At 42.2% G+C, this 17,736-nt stretch carries 14 protein-coding genes; 5 read left to right on the forward strand and 9 right to left on the reverse strand.

Annotation, left to right across the window (positions count from 1 at the left end; translation table 11 throughout):
* Positions 1-76: 76 nt before the first annotated feature.
* Positions 77-802: a sugar phosphate isomerase/epimerase family protein gene (locus E7X57_RS00500; RefSeq protein WP_135609458.1), complete on the reverse strand. Its 726-nt coding sequence runs from the start codon at positions 800-802 to the stop codon at positions 77-79.
* 349 nt (positions 803-1,151) lie between these two features.
* Here E7X57_RS00500 and E7X57_RS00505 point away from each other — a divergent pair, with 349 nt between their 5' ends.
* A complete protein-coding gene (locus E7X57_RS00505) occupies positions 1,152-3,614 on the forward strand; it encodes a PKD domain-containing protein (RefSeq protein WP_167880841.1) in 2,463 nt (820 codons plus the stop codon).
* A gap of 504 nt (positions 3,615-4,118) precedes the next feature.
* Here the strand turns inward: E7X57_RS00505 and E7X57_RS00510 are convergent.
* The 6 genes from E7X57_RS00510 to E7X57_RS00535 form a co-directional block, all read right to left on the reverse strand.
* The gene (locus tag E7X57_RS00510) at positions 4,119-5,291 is read right to left on the reverse strand and encodes a hypothetical protein (RefSeq protein WP_135609462.1); all 1,173 of its coding nucleotides are present in this window, start codon (positions 5,289-5,291) and stop codon (positions 4,119-4,121) included.
* Entirely contained in the window at positions 5,285-5,713 is a 429-nt protein-coding gene (locus E7X57_RS00515; protein WP_135609465.1) for a type IV pilin N-terminal domain-containing protein, read from the reverse strand. The genes E7X57_RS00510 and E7X57_RS00515 overlap by 7 nt, the downstream gene beginning before the upstream one ends.
* Before the next feature lie 13 nt (positions 5,714-5,726).
* Positions 5,727-7,538, reverse strand: a complete 1,812-nt coding sequence (locus tag E7X57_RS00520) for a type II secretion system F family protein (RefSeq protein WP_167880842.1) — start codon at positions 7,536-7,538, stop codon at positions 5,727-5,729.
* Positions 7,535-9,280, reverse strand: coding sequence for a type II/IV secretion system ATPase subunit (locus tag E7X57_RS00525; RefSeq protein ID WP_135609469.1), 1,746 nt, complete (start codon positions 9,278-9,280; stop codon positions 7,535-7,537). The genes E7X57_RS00520 and E7X57_RS00525 overlap by 4 nt, the downstream gene beginning before the upstream one ends.
* Before the next feature lie 65 nt (positions 9,281-9,345).
* Positions 9,346-9,861, reverse strand: coding sequence for a type IV pilin (locus E7X57_RS00530; RefSeq protein ID WP_135609471.1), 516 nt, complete (start codon positions 9,859-9,861; stop codon positions 9,346-9,348).
* A complete protein-coding gene (locus E7X57_RS00535; RefSeq protein WP_167880843.1) occupies positions 9,862-10,569 on the reverse strand; it encodes a type IV pilin N-terminal domain-containing protein in 708 nt (235 codons plus the stop codon).
* Between the two features lie 341 nt (positions 10,570-10,910).
* Between E7X57_RS00535 and E7X57_RS00540 the strand changes: the two genes are divergently transcribed.
* The 4 genes from E7X57_RS00540 to E7X57_RS00555 all read left to right on the forward strand — a co-directional run bounded on the left by E7X57_RS00540 (position 10,911) and on the right by E7X57_RS00555 (position 15,638).
* Positions 10,911-12,479 carry a PQQ-binding-like beta-propeller repeat protein gene (locus E7X57_RS00540; protein WP_210409016.1) on the forward strand — a complete coding sequence of 523 codons (1,569 nt, stop codon included), beginning with the start codon at positions 10,911-10,913 and terminating at the stop codon, positions 12,477-12,479.
* Positions 12,480-12,688: 209 nt separating this feature from the next.
* Positions 12,689-13,816 (forward strand): ABC transporter substrate-binding protein, encoded by a 1,128-nt coding sequence (locus E7X57_RS00545; RefSeq protein ID WP_135609476.1) that lies wholly within the window; start codon positions 12,689-12,691, stop codon positions 13,814-13,816.
* Positions 13,817-13,834: 18 nt separating this feature from the next.
* Positions 13,835-14,866, forward strand: a complete 1,032-nt coding sequence (locus E7X57_RS00550; protein WP_244603549.1) for an iron ABC transporter permease — start codon at positions 13,835-13,837, stop codon at positions 14,864-14,866.
* Positions 14,859-15,638: a heme ABC transporter ATP-binding protein gene (locus E7X57_RS00555; RefSeq protein WP_135609478.1), complete on the forward strand. Its 780-nt coding sequence runs from the start codon at positions 14,859-14,861 to the stop codon at positions 15,636-15,638. The genes E7X57_RS00550 and E7X57_RS00555 overlap by 8 nt, the downstream gene beginning before the upstream one ends.
* Positions 15,639-15,692: 54 nt before the next feature.
* Here the strand turns inward: E7X57_RS00555 and E7X57_RS00560 are convergent, their stop codons facing one another.
* Entirely contained in the window at positions 15,693-16,337 is a 645-nt protein-coding gene (locus E7X57_RS00560; RefSeq protein WP_167880845.1) for a hypothetical protein, read from the reverse strand.
* Positions 16,338-16,631: 294 nt separating this feature from the next.
* Positions 16,632-17,726, reverse strand: a complete 1,095-nt coding sequence (locus E7X57_RS00565; protein ID WP_135609481.1) for a PKD domain-containing protein — start codon at positions 17,724-17,726, stop codon at positions 16,632-16,634.
* Positions 17,727-17,736: the final 10 nt, after the last annotated feature.

Genomic DNA, 17,736 nt, shown 5'->3' on the forward strand with positions numbered 1-17,736 from the left:
GAGTTTTATCATATATAAACTTGTTGTCACGCCGTTAACTCTTAACATATTTTCGTTATCCCCATGAAGCAGAATTTCATTTTATACCCATTCTTCCAAGTGCCCCCAGACTTTTGAGCACATCCTCTTCACACTTATTCTCTATGATTTTAATTGCCTTACTTTTGTTAAGCAACCCTGAAAAGGATGAAAAATCAATATTGCCCCCACCAATAAAGAAATGGTCATCAATTTCCCCATTATTATCGTGCAGGTGAAAATGCGAGATCGATTCTCCCATATCCAGGAAATTGTTAAGGTTGCCCAATGTGTTCGCATGCCCAACATCCAGAGTAAAGCCATTACTTCCAAGATCAAGTTCAGGGTGTCTAAGTAAAAAACAATCCCATTTTGGCATGTTCTCGATACAGATCCTGACACCTGTATCCTTTGATATACCCTCAAGGTCAAGAATTGATCTTTCAAATGCCCTCTGTGCATGTATCATATCCACAGGATAGGAAAAATATCCGGGATGAACAACCAGAACATCAGAATCCAGCTCATTGCATATGTCAGCCATCTCTTTGACCAGACTGATAGCTGCAAGGCGTATTGGTTCTCTCAGGCTGGAGAGGTTCATATCAGTGCTTGGGGCGTGGACAGTATACTTCATGTTATAAGAGTATGCAAGTTCTTCCTCGCGGAAGAGGTCATGTGCACCTTCAGAGAAGATCTCTGCACAATTTGCCATCGGTTCGATCTTTTCAAGTGCTTCCGAAAGTGGAAGCTCATGAAAAGCAAAGGATGATACACCTATCACATTGTCAACTCCACAGATGCTACTAACTTATCGAATATATTTGTGTTCACTGAGGATCTCATCTAAAATTTAGAGTTTTGCGGCATGTAACCTGAAAGAATGCAATTAAGATTTCATGTATAATGACAGTAAATTTTATTTGATTCCAGAGCCTCATTGTTATCCATAATACTTATGAATATATTGTTTTTATAATGACATATGAGATCTTTTTTCAAAATAGTTATATATATAGAAGACAACAGTAACCATTCAAAATTAAAAACATTATCTAAATAGGTGAGAACATATGAATATAACAAGAACAAAAGTGTTTTTTAATAAAATAAGTATAATCTTATTAACACTGATGATATTATCCATTCCGGCAGCAGCAGCTGGAGATGAGATAACAGCAACACAAACACTTTCTGAGACCACAGCCAGTCCTGGTGACACAATTGATGTGACTGTTCAGATGACAATGAACACTAATCTAAAAGCACTAACATATCAAGCAGATGTTCCGGATGGCTGGACGGTTTCCTGGCAAAATGATTACATAGCTGAATTCAAATCCAACACATCCGAATGGATATGGGCTTCGCAGTACCCAGCAGGATTTACCCGTAGCATTACATACCAACTGGAGATACCGGAATCAACATTCGGCGGAACCTACACGCTCACAGGAGCTGCATCCGGTTATGAAATAACTCCAATAGCCACGACCGGACAGACACAACTAACCGTAACAGGACCAACACCACCCCTTCCAGCAGCTGACTTTGAGGCAAATGCTACATCAGGACTCGAATCTTTGACCGTCCAGTTCACCGACCTCTCAATAAATACGGATACATGGGTATGGGATTTTAACAACGACGGCGAGATTGACTCAACGGAACAAAACCCTGTGTATGAATTCACAAACCCAGGGGTTTACACGGTTTCCCTTAAGGCAAACAATTCATATGGAGAAATTACTGAGACAAAAGAAGACCTGATCACTGTTTCCAGAGATACGGTTGAAGTCTACAGTGGTACAGTTTCACTTTATCCGGATGAAAGAACCGCCCTTGGTGCACTTAATGCAACCGGCATGACCATTGGCTTTGATGATTCTAATATGATTGTTTCAATTGACGGGCATGCATCTGATTGGGATAACGAAAGTAACTTCTGGCAATTCTATTTGAACGGTGCTTTTGCTACGGATGGATTGGCAGAAGCTGTCGTTGAACATGGCGATGTTGTTGAGCTTATCCTCACAAGTAGCGAAGTCATAAGTTGGGATCCTTTCGTATCCGAGATGAACGAATGGGATGTAAAGGCCACCGTTACGATCAATGTTATTGACAAAATATCCCCTGTAGCAACGCTGATCTCGATCACACCGAACCCGGCTGCTGAAGGCGAGGAGGTCACATTCAACGGAACCGGAGTGGATGATGATGGGGCTGTTGTAGGCTACAACTGGACATCCAGCATTGATGGCCCGTTAAGCACCTCTGCTAATTTCAGCACATCAGATCTTTCGATCGGAACACACACCATTTACTTCAAGGTACAGAACGATATCGGACATTGGTCCTATGAAGTTCAGGACACACTCGAGATCATTGATGACATTGCCCCTGAGGTAACTATCGAGGAAGTTGCAACTCCAACAAATGTGGCCAATACAACGATCACAGGCACTTTTGTAGAAAAGCACCTTGACCAGATCACAGTAAATGGCATAAACGCTACAATTGGAGATGGCACATACTCAGCAGAATTGACACTTGAAGAAGGAATGAACACGATCACAGTTGTTGCTACTGACACCACAGGCAACACAGCTACTGAGACAACACAGATCGTACTTGACACAATTGCACCTGTGATCTATTCAACTTTCACCCACAATAGCACTCATGGAATGATTGATGTAACATCTTCTGAAAACGTTACAGAATTAGAAGTAAATGTTAATTCCAATCCAATAGTGATTGCTCCTAATGGCGATCTTATGTGGACAGGATCATTCCTGCTTGAAGATGAAAGCACATTCAATGTCAATGTAACTGGTACTGATGCTGCAGGCAACATTGGTTCAAGTAGTTCTACAGCCTTTGTAGAAACAGTCGAGTTTGTAAATGGAACTGCATTATTCAATAGCAGTACACATGGCACATCTATTAAATTCAGTGCCGCAAACGTCACCAATGCTAGCATTATCGTAACAGAAAGTACGAATCCAATGGCAAATTTGACAGATGAATATGTAGGATTGCACTTCATAAACGTAGAACTTGATGACAATCTTGCAGGTAATATGACAGATGCCATGATCGCAATACCAATAAGCACATTCAACCCTCTGCCTGATGGAATAACTAAAACTGATGTCAAGATCCATTATTACAATGCAACATCAGACAGTTGGGAAGAACTCGACACTTCAATCGAGATAATTGATGGCGAAGAATGCTGGGTCACACATGTAACTCACTTCTCCATCTACGCAGCAATTGCACCAACTCCAGTAGTAGAAGAGCCAGAGCCAACAACTAGACCACGTTCCTCAGGTGATAGCAGCGGTTCAAGAGCCAATATCATCACCAGCACTACTGAAATTACAGATACTGAAGAAGAAGAAGAAGAAGTGCAAGCACAGGATGAAGAGGAAAGTACCACATCTGTCGATTCAGAAACAACAACTCCAAGTGTTGGATCTGAGACCGAGGACAATGAAGAAAATGCCAGGAACGTTCCTATGATGGATGGCGTGCTTGGAACATGCGCTATTGTCATTGTTGGTATGTACCTCATACGCAGAAGAGACTAAGCGAAAGCAATCGAAAGGAGACGATCGAGTCTCCTTTTGAATCTTTTTTATTTTTACGTACGTACATTTTTATATCGCTTTTTCTAACAAGATAATAATCCTAGCCCGAGCTTCGTCCACGGACTCTTCAGGATAGAACAGACTATTGTACCTCATTTGTTCAAGCACCTAGAACAGGTCAACAGATAGAAAGATTGGACCCGGATCAAGTAAGTTAATTTGTTCATTTATACTAAAAATCAACGTTATGGCCGTTTGAGGAGGAGCTACAAGCAACACCAAATCAAAAATAACCGAATCATTGCCAACGATTGGTGGAAGATATGGCCTACAAATTCAACCATGTGATCCAGAACCTAAATTCAAGCACTGGTTCAATGAAAAAAGAAAAAGAAAAACTCGACCGGATATGAGATCCAGGTTTAGAACAATTGAACAAATCCTTCCCAATACATGGCTACAAATCCTGAAAGATCGCTAAAAGCAATTCAGGATTAGTGAATATCAGGGAAGAATCACCTCAACCTCCCTTGTTGTTATCCATACCGTTTTATTCTGGAAAGAAGAAGAAGAAGAAGAAACCGTGTTGTTCTCTACCCTTGTATCATTGGTCATTAAGATCAGGTATTTTTTCCATGCATCGGCCTGATCTGAACTTATATCCATACTTATGTTGCTGACATTGGAATAAACGTAATCCTCACTACCAACAACCCGAAGAGTGACGATCGAGTTCCCATTTCCGCTGAGACTGGACTTTTTTCCGGTAATATTAAAGACAGACATATGCAGTAAAGAATCATTGTTCTCAAAGGACATGAAGGGACAGGATCTTATCTCCGAATTGCGGCCTTGTTTCAGCATAACTGCACCGTTCTCAAAGATCAGTTCCTGATCGATCCAATAATTATTGGATGCCCTGTATTTGAAATATCCCGTACTTATGTTCAATGTTTCATTCACAGGTTTGTAAGTTACCTGGAAAGACCCATTAAAAGTCAAAGAGAAAGGTAAAGAATCAGGGTCATTGTAAGTATTGTTTAGAATCACGGGAAAATCAGATTGGTGCATGTTCAAAAGATCCATACCAAATGTGTTTCCAAGTATCAGTGAGTCACCCGGAATCCCGGACCGTAATGTAATATTACCAAGGGATGAATTATTTGCAAACGTATTTGTTACCAGAGCACCATTTTGAGATACAAATATTGAAGTCCTGTTCTCAGTATTATTATTGATAAATACGCTATACTCACCTGGTTCCAGATCATTGGTCCACATCCTTAAGGACGAGACATTGGTGATATTGTAGATGGTAGTAACACCATCAACATCCTTACTTATCTCAGAGATGTTTCCCAGAGATATATTGATACTACTGCCACCCGGATCCAGAGTGATGATCCCGCTTGAAGAAAGTGATGAATAGAAAGGCAAGCCACCATCTCCAAGAGGAATGTGGACAAGGGCACTTGGAGTATCTGAACATGCTTTGGCAGCAAATTCAGTGAAGCTTTTGTGAACCTCCTGCATATGATCGATCTCGTGCTCTGCAGCAAGAGCAGGAATATAATAAGCACGTATCGCCGTAACAAAGGTTGTGAGAACTACCAGAACAAGAAGTACTGACACTACCGCTGTTATTGCCTGACGGTCACGGAACAAAGCAATTACCATACCGGACTCACCTCTGCTGTTGCAAGAACTGCTCTGGGGTGTACTACAGAAATTTCTGTTATGTTCGTAAGGTTGGTACTCAAATGAAGCGTATCACCGAACTTCCAGTATTCCATATAGGAATCATTTTCCCATTCACCAGAAGTCCAGTTCATCTTCCATACGGAGTTTCTATCATTCAGCTTTATTTCCGGGTATGCCCCACTGGCATTGGATATCAGGATCTTCATATCGATGGAATGTACCGGATCGCCACCAACATGCCTTATATCGGCCGAGGAAGACGTTACATTGGTTATCTCGATCTCAACATAAGGTACCCTTTCATCAGGCATATTTCCATATACTGCTATTGAGAGCACTGACACCAGCGTTACTGCTATCGCGAGTTTCAACATTTCCCCTATAATCTCTGAGACCATTTTTAATCACCACTCAATAACCCATTAGCATAGTAAACGATGCATATGTCAACAACAAACAAAGAATGGAATGTTTTAATCCATGCAAGACGCTACCCTCAGCCATTTCGCCAAGTATAAGGCCTGAAAAAAACCCAAGTATTCCACATGTATTGAACATCGTTGTCTTTATGTGTTCCACATCAAGCAAATTCTGTCCCCCAAGACTGGTAACAGAAGGGAGGAACTGGGTAGAGAAAGAATAGCAAACATAAAGAAATGTTCCAAATGCGAGATATACCGTTGCGATGTAAATAATGCTGGTTTCAAGTCTTTGTTTTCTCAAAGACAACATGTTCTCAGCATCTTCTGCAGCGATGAGGAGGACATCCCTTGTATCCTCACTTACAAGACTGGCATTTACAATAAGAGTTACCGCACGCCTTAGTGAAGGAGTGCCTATTCGGTTCTCAAAACGTACCAGCGCATCTTTCATCTCGCCTCCCCACTCCATATCAAGCCATACCCTGTTTATCTCTCCTGAAAGGCGACCTACATCGGATTTCAATAGCATGCCTATTGCATTGTTCAATGTCAGACCCATTTCGTTGATCTCTGCAAGACGACGAAGGAAATCCGGAACCGCTTTATCGAGCTTTGCAAGTGTCCTCATCTTATATTCATAAGCTGCTGCCACTGGAAGAAGTGCAAGAATTGCCGAGATCAGAATCTGCTTGTTGATACCCAGATCAAGGTAGATGAATGGTATCAGCATCAAAGGAATACTTATGACAGAAGCCTTGAGAGGTTCTCTGAGAATCGGCTCCAGAGGATTCTTCAGTTGTTTTAATATTTTCTTATAGAGCTTTTTCTTGTTATAGAATTTCAATTTTGTTGCATATTCATTTTCATTTATCTCTTCTTCATCTATAGACATTGATTTTCGCAATACTACCTTCTCAACATACCTCATACCAAGATCTTCTTTGGGAGATATGGAATCCAGCAATATTATCAATGCAATAGAGCCTACTGGCAATCCAATGTAAAGTGCCTGAAAAAGGTAAGGCGCCTGTTCAAGATTTAGTAAACCTATCGTCACAAGAGTTATTAGAAGAAAGATTGGAACCGCCACAAAAGCTACAACATAGACCTCCGAGATCAACTCAAGGGTTTTAAGGAACATCTCCTGAGTTTTTCTTGCATGCTCAAAATACTGATTGGTCTTTATTTCAAAATAATGATGGATGTTACTACCACCTTCCATCATCGGGATCAGGTTTTCCAGAAAGTCTTTAAAGACAGGTGAAGGACTTACACTTGCAGTATTCTTTAGTGCAGTGACAAGGTCTTTACCCATCATGTCCACATCCCTGACAACATATGATGCCTCTGTTGCGATCTCACCATAGATGTGAGGGTTTTTCATAAGTTCCTTGAATATCTCATATATGGATGAACCTCCTTTGCTCATTCCAAAGCAGAATGATGCGGCATAGGGAAGAACCATGTCTATCTTTGTTTTGCGTGATTTTGCCGTAAAGGAGGGATACATGAGATAGAGGCGGAAAACAGAAAAACCGAATACAAGGGGAACAACTGCCAAAACAAGATCAGAAACGATAATCGACCTGTATGGCTCTAAAATAGAGAAATAGGGTGTTAAGAACATATAAGGAGTCAAAAAGAAAAAAATGAACATCAGAATATATGTCTGAACTCCATAGGATACGGCCTTCTCATAAAATGTGGAATAATGCATATCCATCCTTGCAGATCTGATGGACATTTGAAGATCAGTATATTTGCCAGGATACCTTCTCACATAACGACTGATAAAACTCATTCTATCCCCTGTGAGACCAGCATTTCGTTTTCGCATTCATCGATATTCAGAAGGCAATTCCCGGAAAGTATGGAATGCATTGGATCGGAACCATCCCCATCCAAAAGAGACAGCGTGTCAACAGGGTTTTTACAATATGCATTGATCCAGCGAACGACACTATCATAATCCCGAATACCACGTTCAATTAACTTTACCAAGAACTTTGAACGCATTTGCAGGATATCTTCAACTTCTTCGATGCTCCATCCCCTGCGCCTCCGGATATCTTCGAGTACGCCAGAACCTCCAAAATTGAGACCGTCTGCCACAACATCCCAGTGGAAGATATCTTTTGTATGAACATCTTTTCCTACGCCTGTAACCTCTGCAACCACTGATACTTTTCTTTTTTCAGTTCCATTTTCATAGGAATTGCTCAACATGCAGATCACATCAAGTGCAGTGAACATTGCAGCAGGCACGCTGATCGGCGGGTTCGTGAACCTGTTGATGACTTCTTTGGGGGTTCCGGCATGGAAGGTCGAACAGGTTGCATGGCCTGCATTCATTGCCTGGAATAATATCTCGGCCTCTCTGCCCCTTACTTCTCCAACAAGGAGATACTCAGGCCTTTGCCTGAGGGATGCACGGAGCAGGTCTTCCAGGTCGATGGTCGCAGCATCAATGCTGGAAACACCATCTCTGGTTACGGTCGGGATCCAGTTCTCATGAGGAAGCTGGATCTCACGCGTATCCTCCAGGGTCACAATACGTATGGTAAGGGGAATGAACATACAGATAGCATTAAGAGCAGATGTCTTGCCCGTTGCAGTTCCACCACATATCAATATGTTCTTGCGGTTCTCCATACAGAGCCAGAAATATGCCATCATTTCAGCTGAAAATGATTTCCATGCAATAAGGTCAAGGGGTGTAAGAGGAACCTTTTTCTGCCTGCGTATACTGAAAGAACTACCCAGAGGGCTTATGTCATGCCCATAGGTTATATTGATACGAGACCCATCTTTCATGACCGTATCAAGAATAGGGTTGGACTTGGACAGATGTCTGCGAGCCTGTTGCGCAATACGCATGACAAAAGAATCAAGCTCATCGTCCGTACTGAATACGATGCTCGTTGGAAGATCACCATAACCGGAATGGTAAACATAGATAGGAATACCAACTCCATTGCACCATACATCTTCCACACTATGATCACGCATTATAGCACTGATCTTACCAAACTCTACAAAGTCACGTTTTACATAGTAGAATATCTTTTCGAACGATCTGGTATCAAGTTTAGAATACTCCGAAAGGATGGAAGATGTTTTTTTTCTCAAAAGTTCAGATCTGTCGACACTCTCAAGCTCATCTATATTGCCAATACCCTTTAAGCTCAGAACATCCTCAAGCATCATCATGACCTCTTCAAGGAGTGTCTTCTCGAACCTGTTGAGCTTTGGCTCGACCACGACATATTTTGTGTCACTGCGGATGGTGTCATACAGGATCGATACAAATGAATAGGGTTCATCCACCCAGTATCTTTCAAGCTCATCGAAACCTTCCGGTATATTGAAAGATAACAGATCCTCATTTAACAGATCATGGCTGTCAGAAACATCATGTTCCTTTGATAATCTTCTCCCCTTAAGGCTACCCAGCAATCCACTAATCCCTTTAGAGGGCATCTTTTTCAAATTTGGGTTGGACTTGGACAGGTAGCTTTTGATACTTCCGGTAATTCTCTTCATAATTAATTATTAATAATGTTTCGTTTGGTTTCATGTCTAAAAAATCGAAATAGAACCTGAAATTATCAAGGACCCATTACAATCTTTGCAGAAGATATTGGCAGATCGGTCTCACGATCCACTACTGTTACTGTGAATGGGACTCCAAGCCCTATCACCTGGTCGGCAACAACACCATATTCTTGGCCCGGAGGCGCTTGATCGTATGATACAAAGCTGATCTTTGCAACTTTACCCGGTCCGAGTATATCCGGATTATAGGCGTTAGTATTTTTCGGATACAAAGTAACATTCGATTTGTCCACATAACTGGACATTACAGGTCGGCCGGAGCTGATTTCAAATTTTATAAAATCCATATAGATTGGATCTCCACCCAGATGTTCCACAGTGATATTTAATTCCGAATATGATGCTGATGCTTTCAAAGTAGCTGACGGGATCTCATCTTTCGTACCAATACTTCCAGTAAAAGAGCTAACTGCTGCGGCAAGAATAACGGTGACAACTATCATCAGCATAACTCCAATTACAGGGCTGACGCCACGTTTATCACTTATAAATGATAGAGAGGGGAACATTTAGATCACCCTCACATCTGAATCGAAGATCACAGTTTGACTTGGAGTATGAATTATTTTTATGTTAAGATGATCACCACTTTCGACACTTTCCCAATCTGCAAACATTGCCTGTATCCCTGTAATCTCATCCACCTCAGGATTTACTAAGAAGCCATTGCTATTCCTATAGCCCCATCCTTCGTCACCTTCAGACCAGTCTGCCTTATTATAGTTCGACCATGTATCAGCCATCATGCTTCTCCCGGGTTCAAGAGTATATTCTCCAAAGAAAGAATTCGGTTGGCTACTAAAGAATCCTCCCTGGTTCCACATCGGTGCAGTACCTCTGTAGGCCCCGGCACTGCCTAACGTATTGGTGTTATTCTGGTTTGGATAAATTTCCCTGAAACCATCACCTCCACGAGCTTTTGGGTTTTCTGTGATGATCATCAGGTCTTTGGTATCTATCGAATCACCTGAAATATGCTTAATATAGGCATATGATGTAGTCTCTTGGCTGCTACTATTCCCCATCGGTACTTTTATGTCTTTTACAATCTCGGCACTGAACACAGCAGAAGGTGCCTGCTCTGTTCCAACAAGCATTCCACCTGCATAATTACTGACTGCAGCTGCCAGAACCACAGTAACCACTATCATAAGCATAACACCTATAACCGGGGACACAGCCCGGGAATCATTCACAAGTTTCATTTTTCTTTTCATTGCCAGACCACCTATATCATGAGTTGAACCGTATACAAGACTAGATAGAAGAGAGAGTGTTAGCATAAAGATATATAAAGATTGGGATTTTAATAACAAAATTTAACCATATAGATAATATACAATTGGATAACACTAACCATCATGTATTATAAATGTAATTAAAGTTTGTATTTTGAATTACAAAAATATATTATATAAAAACATAAAAGAGTTATTTAATTAATATATGATATTAGATAACTAAACAATAATTCTAAAAATAAACGGTGGTTGATATGAACACTCAAATATTTAAAAATTTATTAACACTGACAATTGTATTGATGTGTATAGTAACAATGTCATCTAACGTCCTGGCTACACCTGCCATGGAAGATGAATGGCATCAGTACCAGAAAAATGCACAACACATAGGATTTACAAATTCCGATGCTCCGGATACCAATACCATATTGTGGACAAGTAATGATATCGGGGCCATAAGCGGATCTTCACCGGCAGTTGCAGAAGGTAAGGTTTATGTCAACTGCGGCGATGCCGTAAAAATACTGGATATGTACAACGGTACATATCTAGGAAATGCAGATGTATTCGGAAGTTCCGGTTTTGATTCGTGGACCTCGCCTTCATATCATGGAGGAAGGGTCTGGTGTGGCCATCCTACTGGCGTAAATGGCGGTACACTCATAGCTGATGGAAAATATTATCATGGAGACTATGGAGGTTATATGTATCATTGCTACAACGAGAGCACTGACACTGAACTGTGGAGTTTTTATGTGAACGGATATTCACAGGGAACTCCTGCATATAGCGATAATAAAGTATACTTCACAGGATGCCTCTATCAGGACAGCGGCTATGTTTATTGTGTCGATGCAGACACCGGCTCAGAGATATGGAGCAAAACATTTGATAGCGAGACCGATGGGACTCCAACTATCCATGGCAATACATTGTACGTTACAACCTATAATTGGGAATCTAATACGTATGGAGACCTTATTGCAATGGATAAGAACACAGGTGAGATACTTTGGTCACAGACTATTCAAAGGACCGATTCGGCACCATCGATCGCTTATGGAAACGTCTACGTATCCGGTGGCTGTTATGCATTCTCAGCACTTCAAACATATTGCTTCAATGCTACTACGGGCGAACTTGTGTGGAGTACCGAGGAGAGCGGAACAGGCCTTGGCGACTGGAAAGTTTCCCCGGTAGTTGCTGATGGAAAGGTCTTCGTCGGGAAAGCTGATGGATCCTACACCTACGCAGGCCTTTATGCTCTGGATGCTTTCACCGGAGAGACGGTCTGGGCATATGCAAGAGGAGGATCAAGCCCTGCCATATCAGATGGTATTGTCTTTACGGTCGGGAAAGCCGGAAAAGTTACGGCCTATGCTGAAACATCACCGGACCTTGAAACTTCGACCATAGTACAATCATTTGCATCTTTCGGACAATCAAATAATATGACTGTCCAGATCAAAAACAATGGTAATGTGGATGCAGGTTCGTTTGAAGTTATGATGTTAGTGGATGGAGTCACATTAGATACAAAGACTGTGTCATCCCTGGCAAAGACCTCAAACGCAGAAGTCACCTTTGAGTGGACACCTGCAGCCGAGGGAGAATATGAACTGCAGATTGCCCTGGACACACTGAATAGCATCGATGAAAGGGATGAAGCCAATAATTACTTTGCCAAGACCGTAACAAGTGCTAACGATGTAGACTGGAACCCATGGAACAATATGAATTCTGATGGAGCAATGGCAATTACAACCCCTGAGTTGCAGGAAGGTATCTACTACTGGCTAAGCGATTTGCCGGCTCCGGTCACTGGAGAAGTCATCACTACTGAAAGACTACAGCAATTGATCTACGACTGGCTGAACTCTTAAGGCGTTATAAATAGCTGAATGGTCAGCATAAGGCACCTCCTGCAGGTGCCATCTTTTTTATTAATTGTGCCTGAACCTGAAAAATGAAGAAAATCATACGGCAGTCAGGATTATTATTATTAATAAAACTAACAACTGTTATGCTGAAGAGAAACTTTTTATAGTGATATACCGATTGATTGTAAACTTAAGAAAAGAGAGAGATAATAATGTTCAAAGGTTTTTATGTCTTATTTTTAATCCTTGCACTGATATCTGCTTCAAATGCAAGCGCGATAGAATCCGGTATGACAGAATACCCGCTTACCATAGTGGATAATGTGAACAATACTATTACAATAGAAAGTAAGCCTGAAAGGATAGTGTCCACCATGCCAAGCAACACAGAGATACTTTTTGCTGTAGGTGCCGGAGATAATGTGGTCGGCGGCACGATCCACGATGAGTATCCACCCGAAACTGCAGATATCCCGAAGGTGGGAGGATATACCAACCTTGAATTTGAATCGATCGTCAGCCTTGAGCCTGATGTTATATTTGCTTCTGAAGCAAACGGCGAAGATGCCATCAATATACTAAAGGACCTGGGATTTACTGTAATAGTAATCGAGCCAAAAACCATCGATGATATCATGAGCAACATCGAACTGATAGGAGAAGTGACCGGGAATAAAGAGATGGCACTATCGATCACCGATGATATGAGAACACAGATGGATGCCATCACAAGTAAAACAACCAACATCCCTGCTGAGGAAAGGCCTCGTGTGCTCTACCTGGTCTGGCATGATCCAATGTACTCTGCCGGACTTAATTCATACCCGGACAACCTCATAACCATGGCCGGTGGAGACAATATACAGAAAGCTGAAGGATGGCCGGTCATCAATCTTGAAGATGTCGTAGACAGCAATCCACAGATCATAATCTGTTCCGGAATGGGCGGAGCATCATATACAATTATGGACTCAATCAAAAATAATGATGCGCTGGCCCAGACAGATGCCATAAAGAATAACAGGATCTACCCTATCGCTGACCCCAGCATCATCGAGATCCCTGGCCCCAGGATCGTGGAAGGATTGAAGGAATTAGATATATACATCGAAGCTGAGATAGGGGGCTATGAAGTGGAAGAAACTGTGATCAAAGCCAATGATGAACAGTCAGAAGATGCGACACCACTGGACAATACACCCGAAAACAGCGAGTCAGATATCCCGGCCAGTGAAGATGGAAACTGCGAGGAAGTCCCGACAACCAGCTCACCTGGATTCAGCGTCCTGATAGCTTCATGTATGCTAGCAGCAGGATACCTCAGGGCAAAGCGTTCCTGAATACAAATACGGAAAAGGATGAAGATGGCAAGAGACGGAAAAGCTGTAATGGTCTTACTTTCGGTATTGCTGGTAGCCATGATCGCCAGCAATACCGCAATAGGCAGCAGCGATATTTCACCTGTCGACACCGTTAAGATAATGGTTACTGCCATTACTGAAAAATTAATGCTCGGAGATATCCTGAATATCGAGAAGGTATGGAGCGATAGCCAGGGAACTATTATAATGAACATAAGGCTTCCGAGAGTCCTCCTTGGAGCTTTGGTGGGTGCAGCTCTTGCAACCGCCGGTTGTGCCATGCAGGGATTGCTGAAAAATCCCATGGCTGACCCATACATAATAGGGATGTCTTCAGGTGCCGGCCTTGGTGCAGCTCTTGCTTTTGCACTGATGTTACCCTTACAGCTTCTTGCTTTTGTGACAGCAGCAGGATCCATTTTCATAGTCTACAATATATCGAGGATCGGAGAAAGAGTACCTACGGAAACACTGTTGCTTGCAGGAATTGCTGTTGGTTTCTTTCTCTCGGCAGTCACGTCTTTCATCATATTCCTTTCCCAGTCACCACACCAGATAATATACTGGATGATGGGAGGGCTGTGGACTGCCAGCTGGGATAAAGTGAAGATCACTTTTGTTATGATACTTGTGGGTATTTTCATGCTCTACCGGCAATCATGGAACCTCAATGTTATGCTCCTTGGTGAGGAACAGGCACAGTGCATGGGAGTGGATATCGAGAAGGTAAAACGAAGCGTACTCATATTCTCATCACTTGTTACTGCAGCTGCAGTATCTGTTAGCGGGATCATAGGTTTTGTAGGACTTATCATACCACACATAATGAGGATTATCGTGGGGCCTGATCACAGGATACTCCTGCCCACATCAACCCTCATGGGAGCAGTATTCCTGGTGTTCTCAGACACTATTGCAAGGACAATACTCGAATCCACCGACCTGCCCGTAGGAGTTGTTACCGCCTTTTTCGGAGCTCCTTTCTTCATTTACCTGTTAAGGAAGAGGAGAAAGACAATCTATGCTTGAGATCAAAGGCCTTAATGTGAGCTATGGCAGCCGAAAGATACTGGAAGACATTAACATATCTGCTGAAAAAGGCGAGTTCCTGGGCATCCTTGGGCCGAACGGATCCGGCAAGACAACATTAGTTAAAGCTATCACCAAAGTTCTCAAACCCGAATCCGGAGAGATAAACCTTAACGGAAGATCCATAAAACATATGAATGGCTCTGAACTTGCCAGACATATAGCAGTGGTTTCGCAAGTCATATCCATCAATTTCGAGTTTGCTGTAAAAGATATAGTGATGATGGGGCGTACTCCTTACATAAAGGGTAATGAATCCCCTGAGGACTTTGACATCGTTGAAGAATCCATGGAAAAAACTAAAACAGACTTCCTGAAGGATAGGCTTGTCACACAGCTGAGTGGCGGTGAACTTCAGCGTGTCATCATAGCAAGAGCACTTGCGCAGCAAACGGACATCCTGCTTCTCGATGAACCAACATCACATCTTGATATCACGAACCAGATCGATATCCTGAACCTAGTCAAAGATGAATCAAGAAAGGGGAAGCTTGTAGTTGCAGTGGTACATGACCTGAACCTTGCAGCATATTACTGTGACAAGATAGCACTCATACGGGATGGAAACCTGATGTCGTTGGGCACACCAGCAGAAGTGCTCACCCCGGAAATCATTGGAAAAGTATATAATCTGCCTGTAGAGGTTGTCACCAATGAGATCACGAATTCCCTGTATGTGATACCAAAGCTAGAGCCTTTAGCACACCCTTGAGATCTCATTTTTAAGCAAATGGTAAAAGAAATAAAAACCTTTTGGGATATATCTTTATTCTATTTCGGCCCAAACCACGAGTATTCCCTTCATAGAACCAATATTTGAGTAATCAGAAGGTACATGAAGGGTAAGGTCCGCAGTCCCCATTTCTTTTGGACCAAGCAATGCAGAATATTCATACCACACTCCGGAATTAATGTGCAGACCACTTATGAACAGATCATCTGCTGTACCAATCACATTCACAGAGATAGTTGCATCAGCTCCTCCTCCATTATGCACTTTGATTATCTTTACATCACTTACCTCACCTGCTTCAAGGCAACCAAAATTGATGGTACCGGGAGTTGCGACGACCCCAACTGCCGGAATGATCTCTGCACCAAGAGATACACCTGAATACATTGAAGCGTTGTTCAACGTTTCATTCCCATCATCGTTGTCATTGTCGTCTTCATCTTTGTCATCGTGAGAGTGGCCATTCCTTTTACCACGATTATTGCCACTATATCTTGGAGCATCAATTGCATTGATATTGGCGGTGCTTGGATGTTCCAGGTCAGAATATGTGATCTCATGATGATCTTCTGTGGGAGAGGAGGCAAGCTCCGGCGAATTCGTAGAAATGTTTGCAAGACCACTCAGTAGCAATGTCGTAAAGAGTAGAAGCCCTAAAGGTTTGATCATCGGATGCATAATTAACCGCCACACATTGTACAAAGATCACTACTTTTTCCCTGAAATCGACATTTTACACGCTTTATCAAGATAATGCCACCAAATGACAAATTTAACACATAACACCATAGCAACATACCTTTTTAGTGTACAAAACCGAACAGAAGAAATGATCAATATGTACGATAAGGCAAGCTTGGGATGAAACATTACATCACATGAGATGCACAGAGACAATCACAGTAATCACGATTTAGTTCGTATAGATAAAAAAGAAAAGGAAAAGATCCTTTTCAAAATTTACCTTAAGCTTCACTCAATTTCTGCCCAGACCACAAGTATACCTTTCATAGAACCAATATTAGAGTAATCAAAAGGCACATGAAGGGTAAGGTCCGCTGTCGTCATTTCCTTAGAACCAAGCCATGCCGAATAATCATCCCACATTCCATTATCAACATACAGACCATCCATGAACAGGTCATCTGCAGCGTCTATCACATCAGCTGTGATTATTGCATCATCTGCACCCCTGTTAGTAATCTGTACAGTTCTCACGTCACTGACCTCACCTGCTCCAAGGAAACCGAAATTGATAGTACCTGGAGTGACAACAATACCTACTGCAGGGATGATCTCTGCACCAAGAGATACTGCTGCAGATATTGATTCATTCTCAAGTTCTTCATCGCCGGGATCGGAAACGACGATATGGTTGGGCTTTATGATTGAATCACTGCCTACGGAGTTTGCCACAGTGAGAGTTACGTCAAAGCTACCTGCTGAAATGAATGTATGTTCAGGATCCTGTTCAGTTGAATCGATGATACTATCATTGTTAAAATCCCATGCCCATTCTGTAGGAGTACCCGTTGAAAGATCGGCGAACTGAACCGTCAGCGGAAATGTACCGGAAACGACGCTTGCAGAGAAATCGGCTTCTGGTGCAACTAGCGGATCGCTGGCAGTGGTAGATACAACGATTTCCTCATCGCCAAAAGTGCTTGAGTAGGGAATTTCATTTGCGGAATAGGCTCCCGATATTGTATAGCTCCCTTCCGGCGTATCTGAGGGTACTGTTACATCATAGATTATCGTTCTGCTTTCCCCTGCATTGAAAAGGGACACAAATACCCATTCTAAAGCAGACTCTTTGAAAATGGAAGCCCCAGCATCGTCAATTACAGTCAAATTCCACCCATCAGGAAGGTTTTCTTTAACAGCCGGACTTGATATCGCTGAATTTATAGATAGGGTAACAAATACCCTGAAAGTATCCCCTGGCACTACCTCTGAGGTCGATATCGATCTTGTAGCACTTAGTTCCCCTGCTGCCATTGCAGGCATGGAAACTGAAATAAGCACGAAAAATACCATCAATACCGTTATTATTCTTCTTTTGTTCATTATCGCACCA

It is taken from the genome of Methanococcoides sp. AM1, from assembly GCF_900774055.1.
Taxonomy (GTDB): domain Archaea; phylum Halobacteriota; class Methanosarcinia; order Methanosarcinales; family Methanosarcinaceae; genus Methanococcoides.

Coding starts and splice junctions, on each gene's coding strand:
- E7X57_RS00505 (WP_167880841.1), top strand. CDS start 1,152: ATGATATTATCCATTCCGGCAGCAGCAGCTGGAGATGAGATAACAGCA.
- E7X57_RS00510 (WP_135609462.1), bottom strand. CDS start 5,291: ATGGTAATTGCTTTGTTCCGTGACCGTCAGGCAATAACAGCGGTAGTG.
- E7X57_RS00515 (WP_135609465.1), bottom strand. CDS start 5,713: ATGGTCTCAGAGATTATAGGGGAAATGTTGAAACTCGCGATAGCAGTA.
- E7X57_RS00520 (WP_167880842.1), bottom strand. CDS start 7,538: ATGAGTTTTATCAGTCGTTATGTGAGAAGGTATCCTGGCAAATATACT.
- E7X57_RS00525 (WP_135609469.1), bottom strand. CDS start 9,280: ATGAAGAGAATTACCGGAAGTATCAAAAGCTACCTGTCCAAGTCCAAC.
- E7X57_RS00530 (WP_135609471.1), bottom strand. CDS start 9,861: ATGTTCCCCTCTCTATCATTTATAAGTGATAAACGTGGCGTCAGCCCT.
- E7X57_RS00535 (WP_167880843.1), bottom strand. CDS start 10,569: ATGAAAAGAAAAATGAAACTTGTGAATGATTCCCGGGCTGTGTCCCCG.
- E7X57_RS00540 (WP_210409016.1), top strand. CDS start 10,911: ATGTCATCTAACGTCCTGGCTACACCTGCCATGGAAGATGAATGGCAT.
- E7X57_RS00545 (WP_135609476.1), top strand. CDS start 12,689: ATGTTCAAAGGTTTTTATGTCTTATTTTTAATCCTTGCACTGATATCT.
- E7X57_RS00550 (WP_244603549.1), top strand. CDS start 13,835: ATGAAGATGGCAAGAGACGGAAAAGCTGTAATGGTCTTACTTTCGGTA.
- E7X57_RS00555 (WP_135609478.1), top strand. CDS start 14,859: ATGCTTGAGATCAAAGGCCTTAATGTGAGCTATGGCAGCCGAAAGATA.
- E7X57_RS00560 (WP_167880845.1), bottom strand. CDS start 16,337: ATGCATCCGATGATCAAACCTTTAGGGCTTCTACTCTTTACGACATTG.
- E7X57_RS00565 (WP_135609481.1), bottom strand. CDS start 17,726: ATGAACAAAAGAAGAATAATAACGGTATTGATGGTATTTTTCGTGCTT.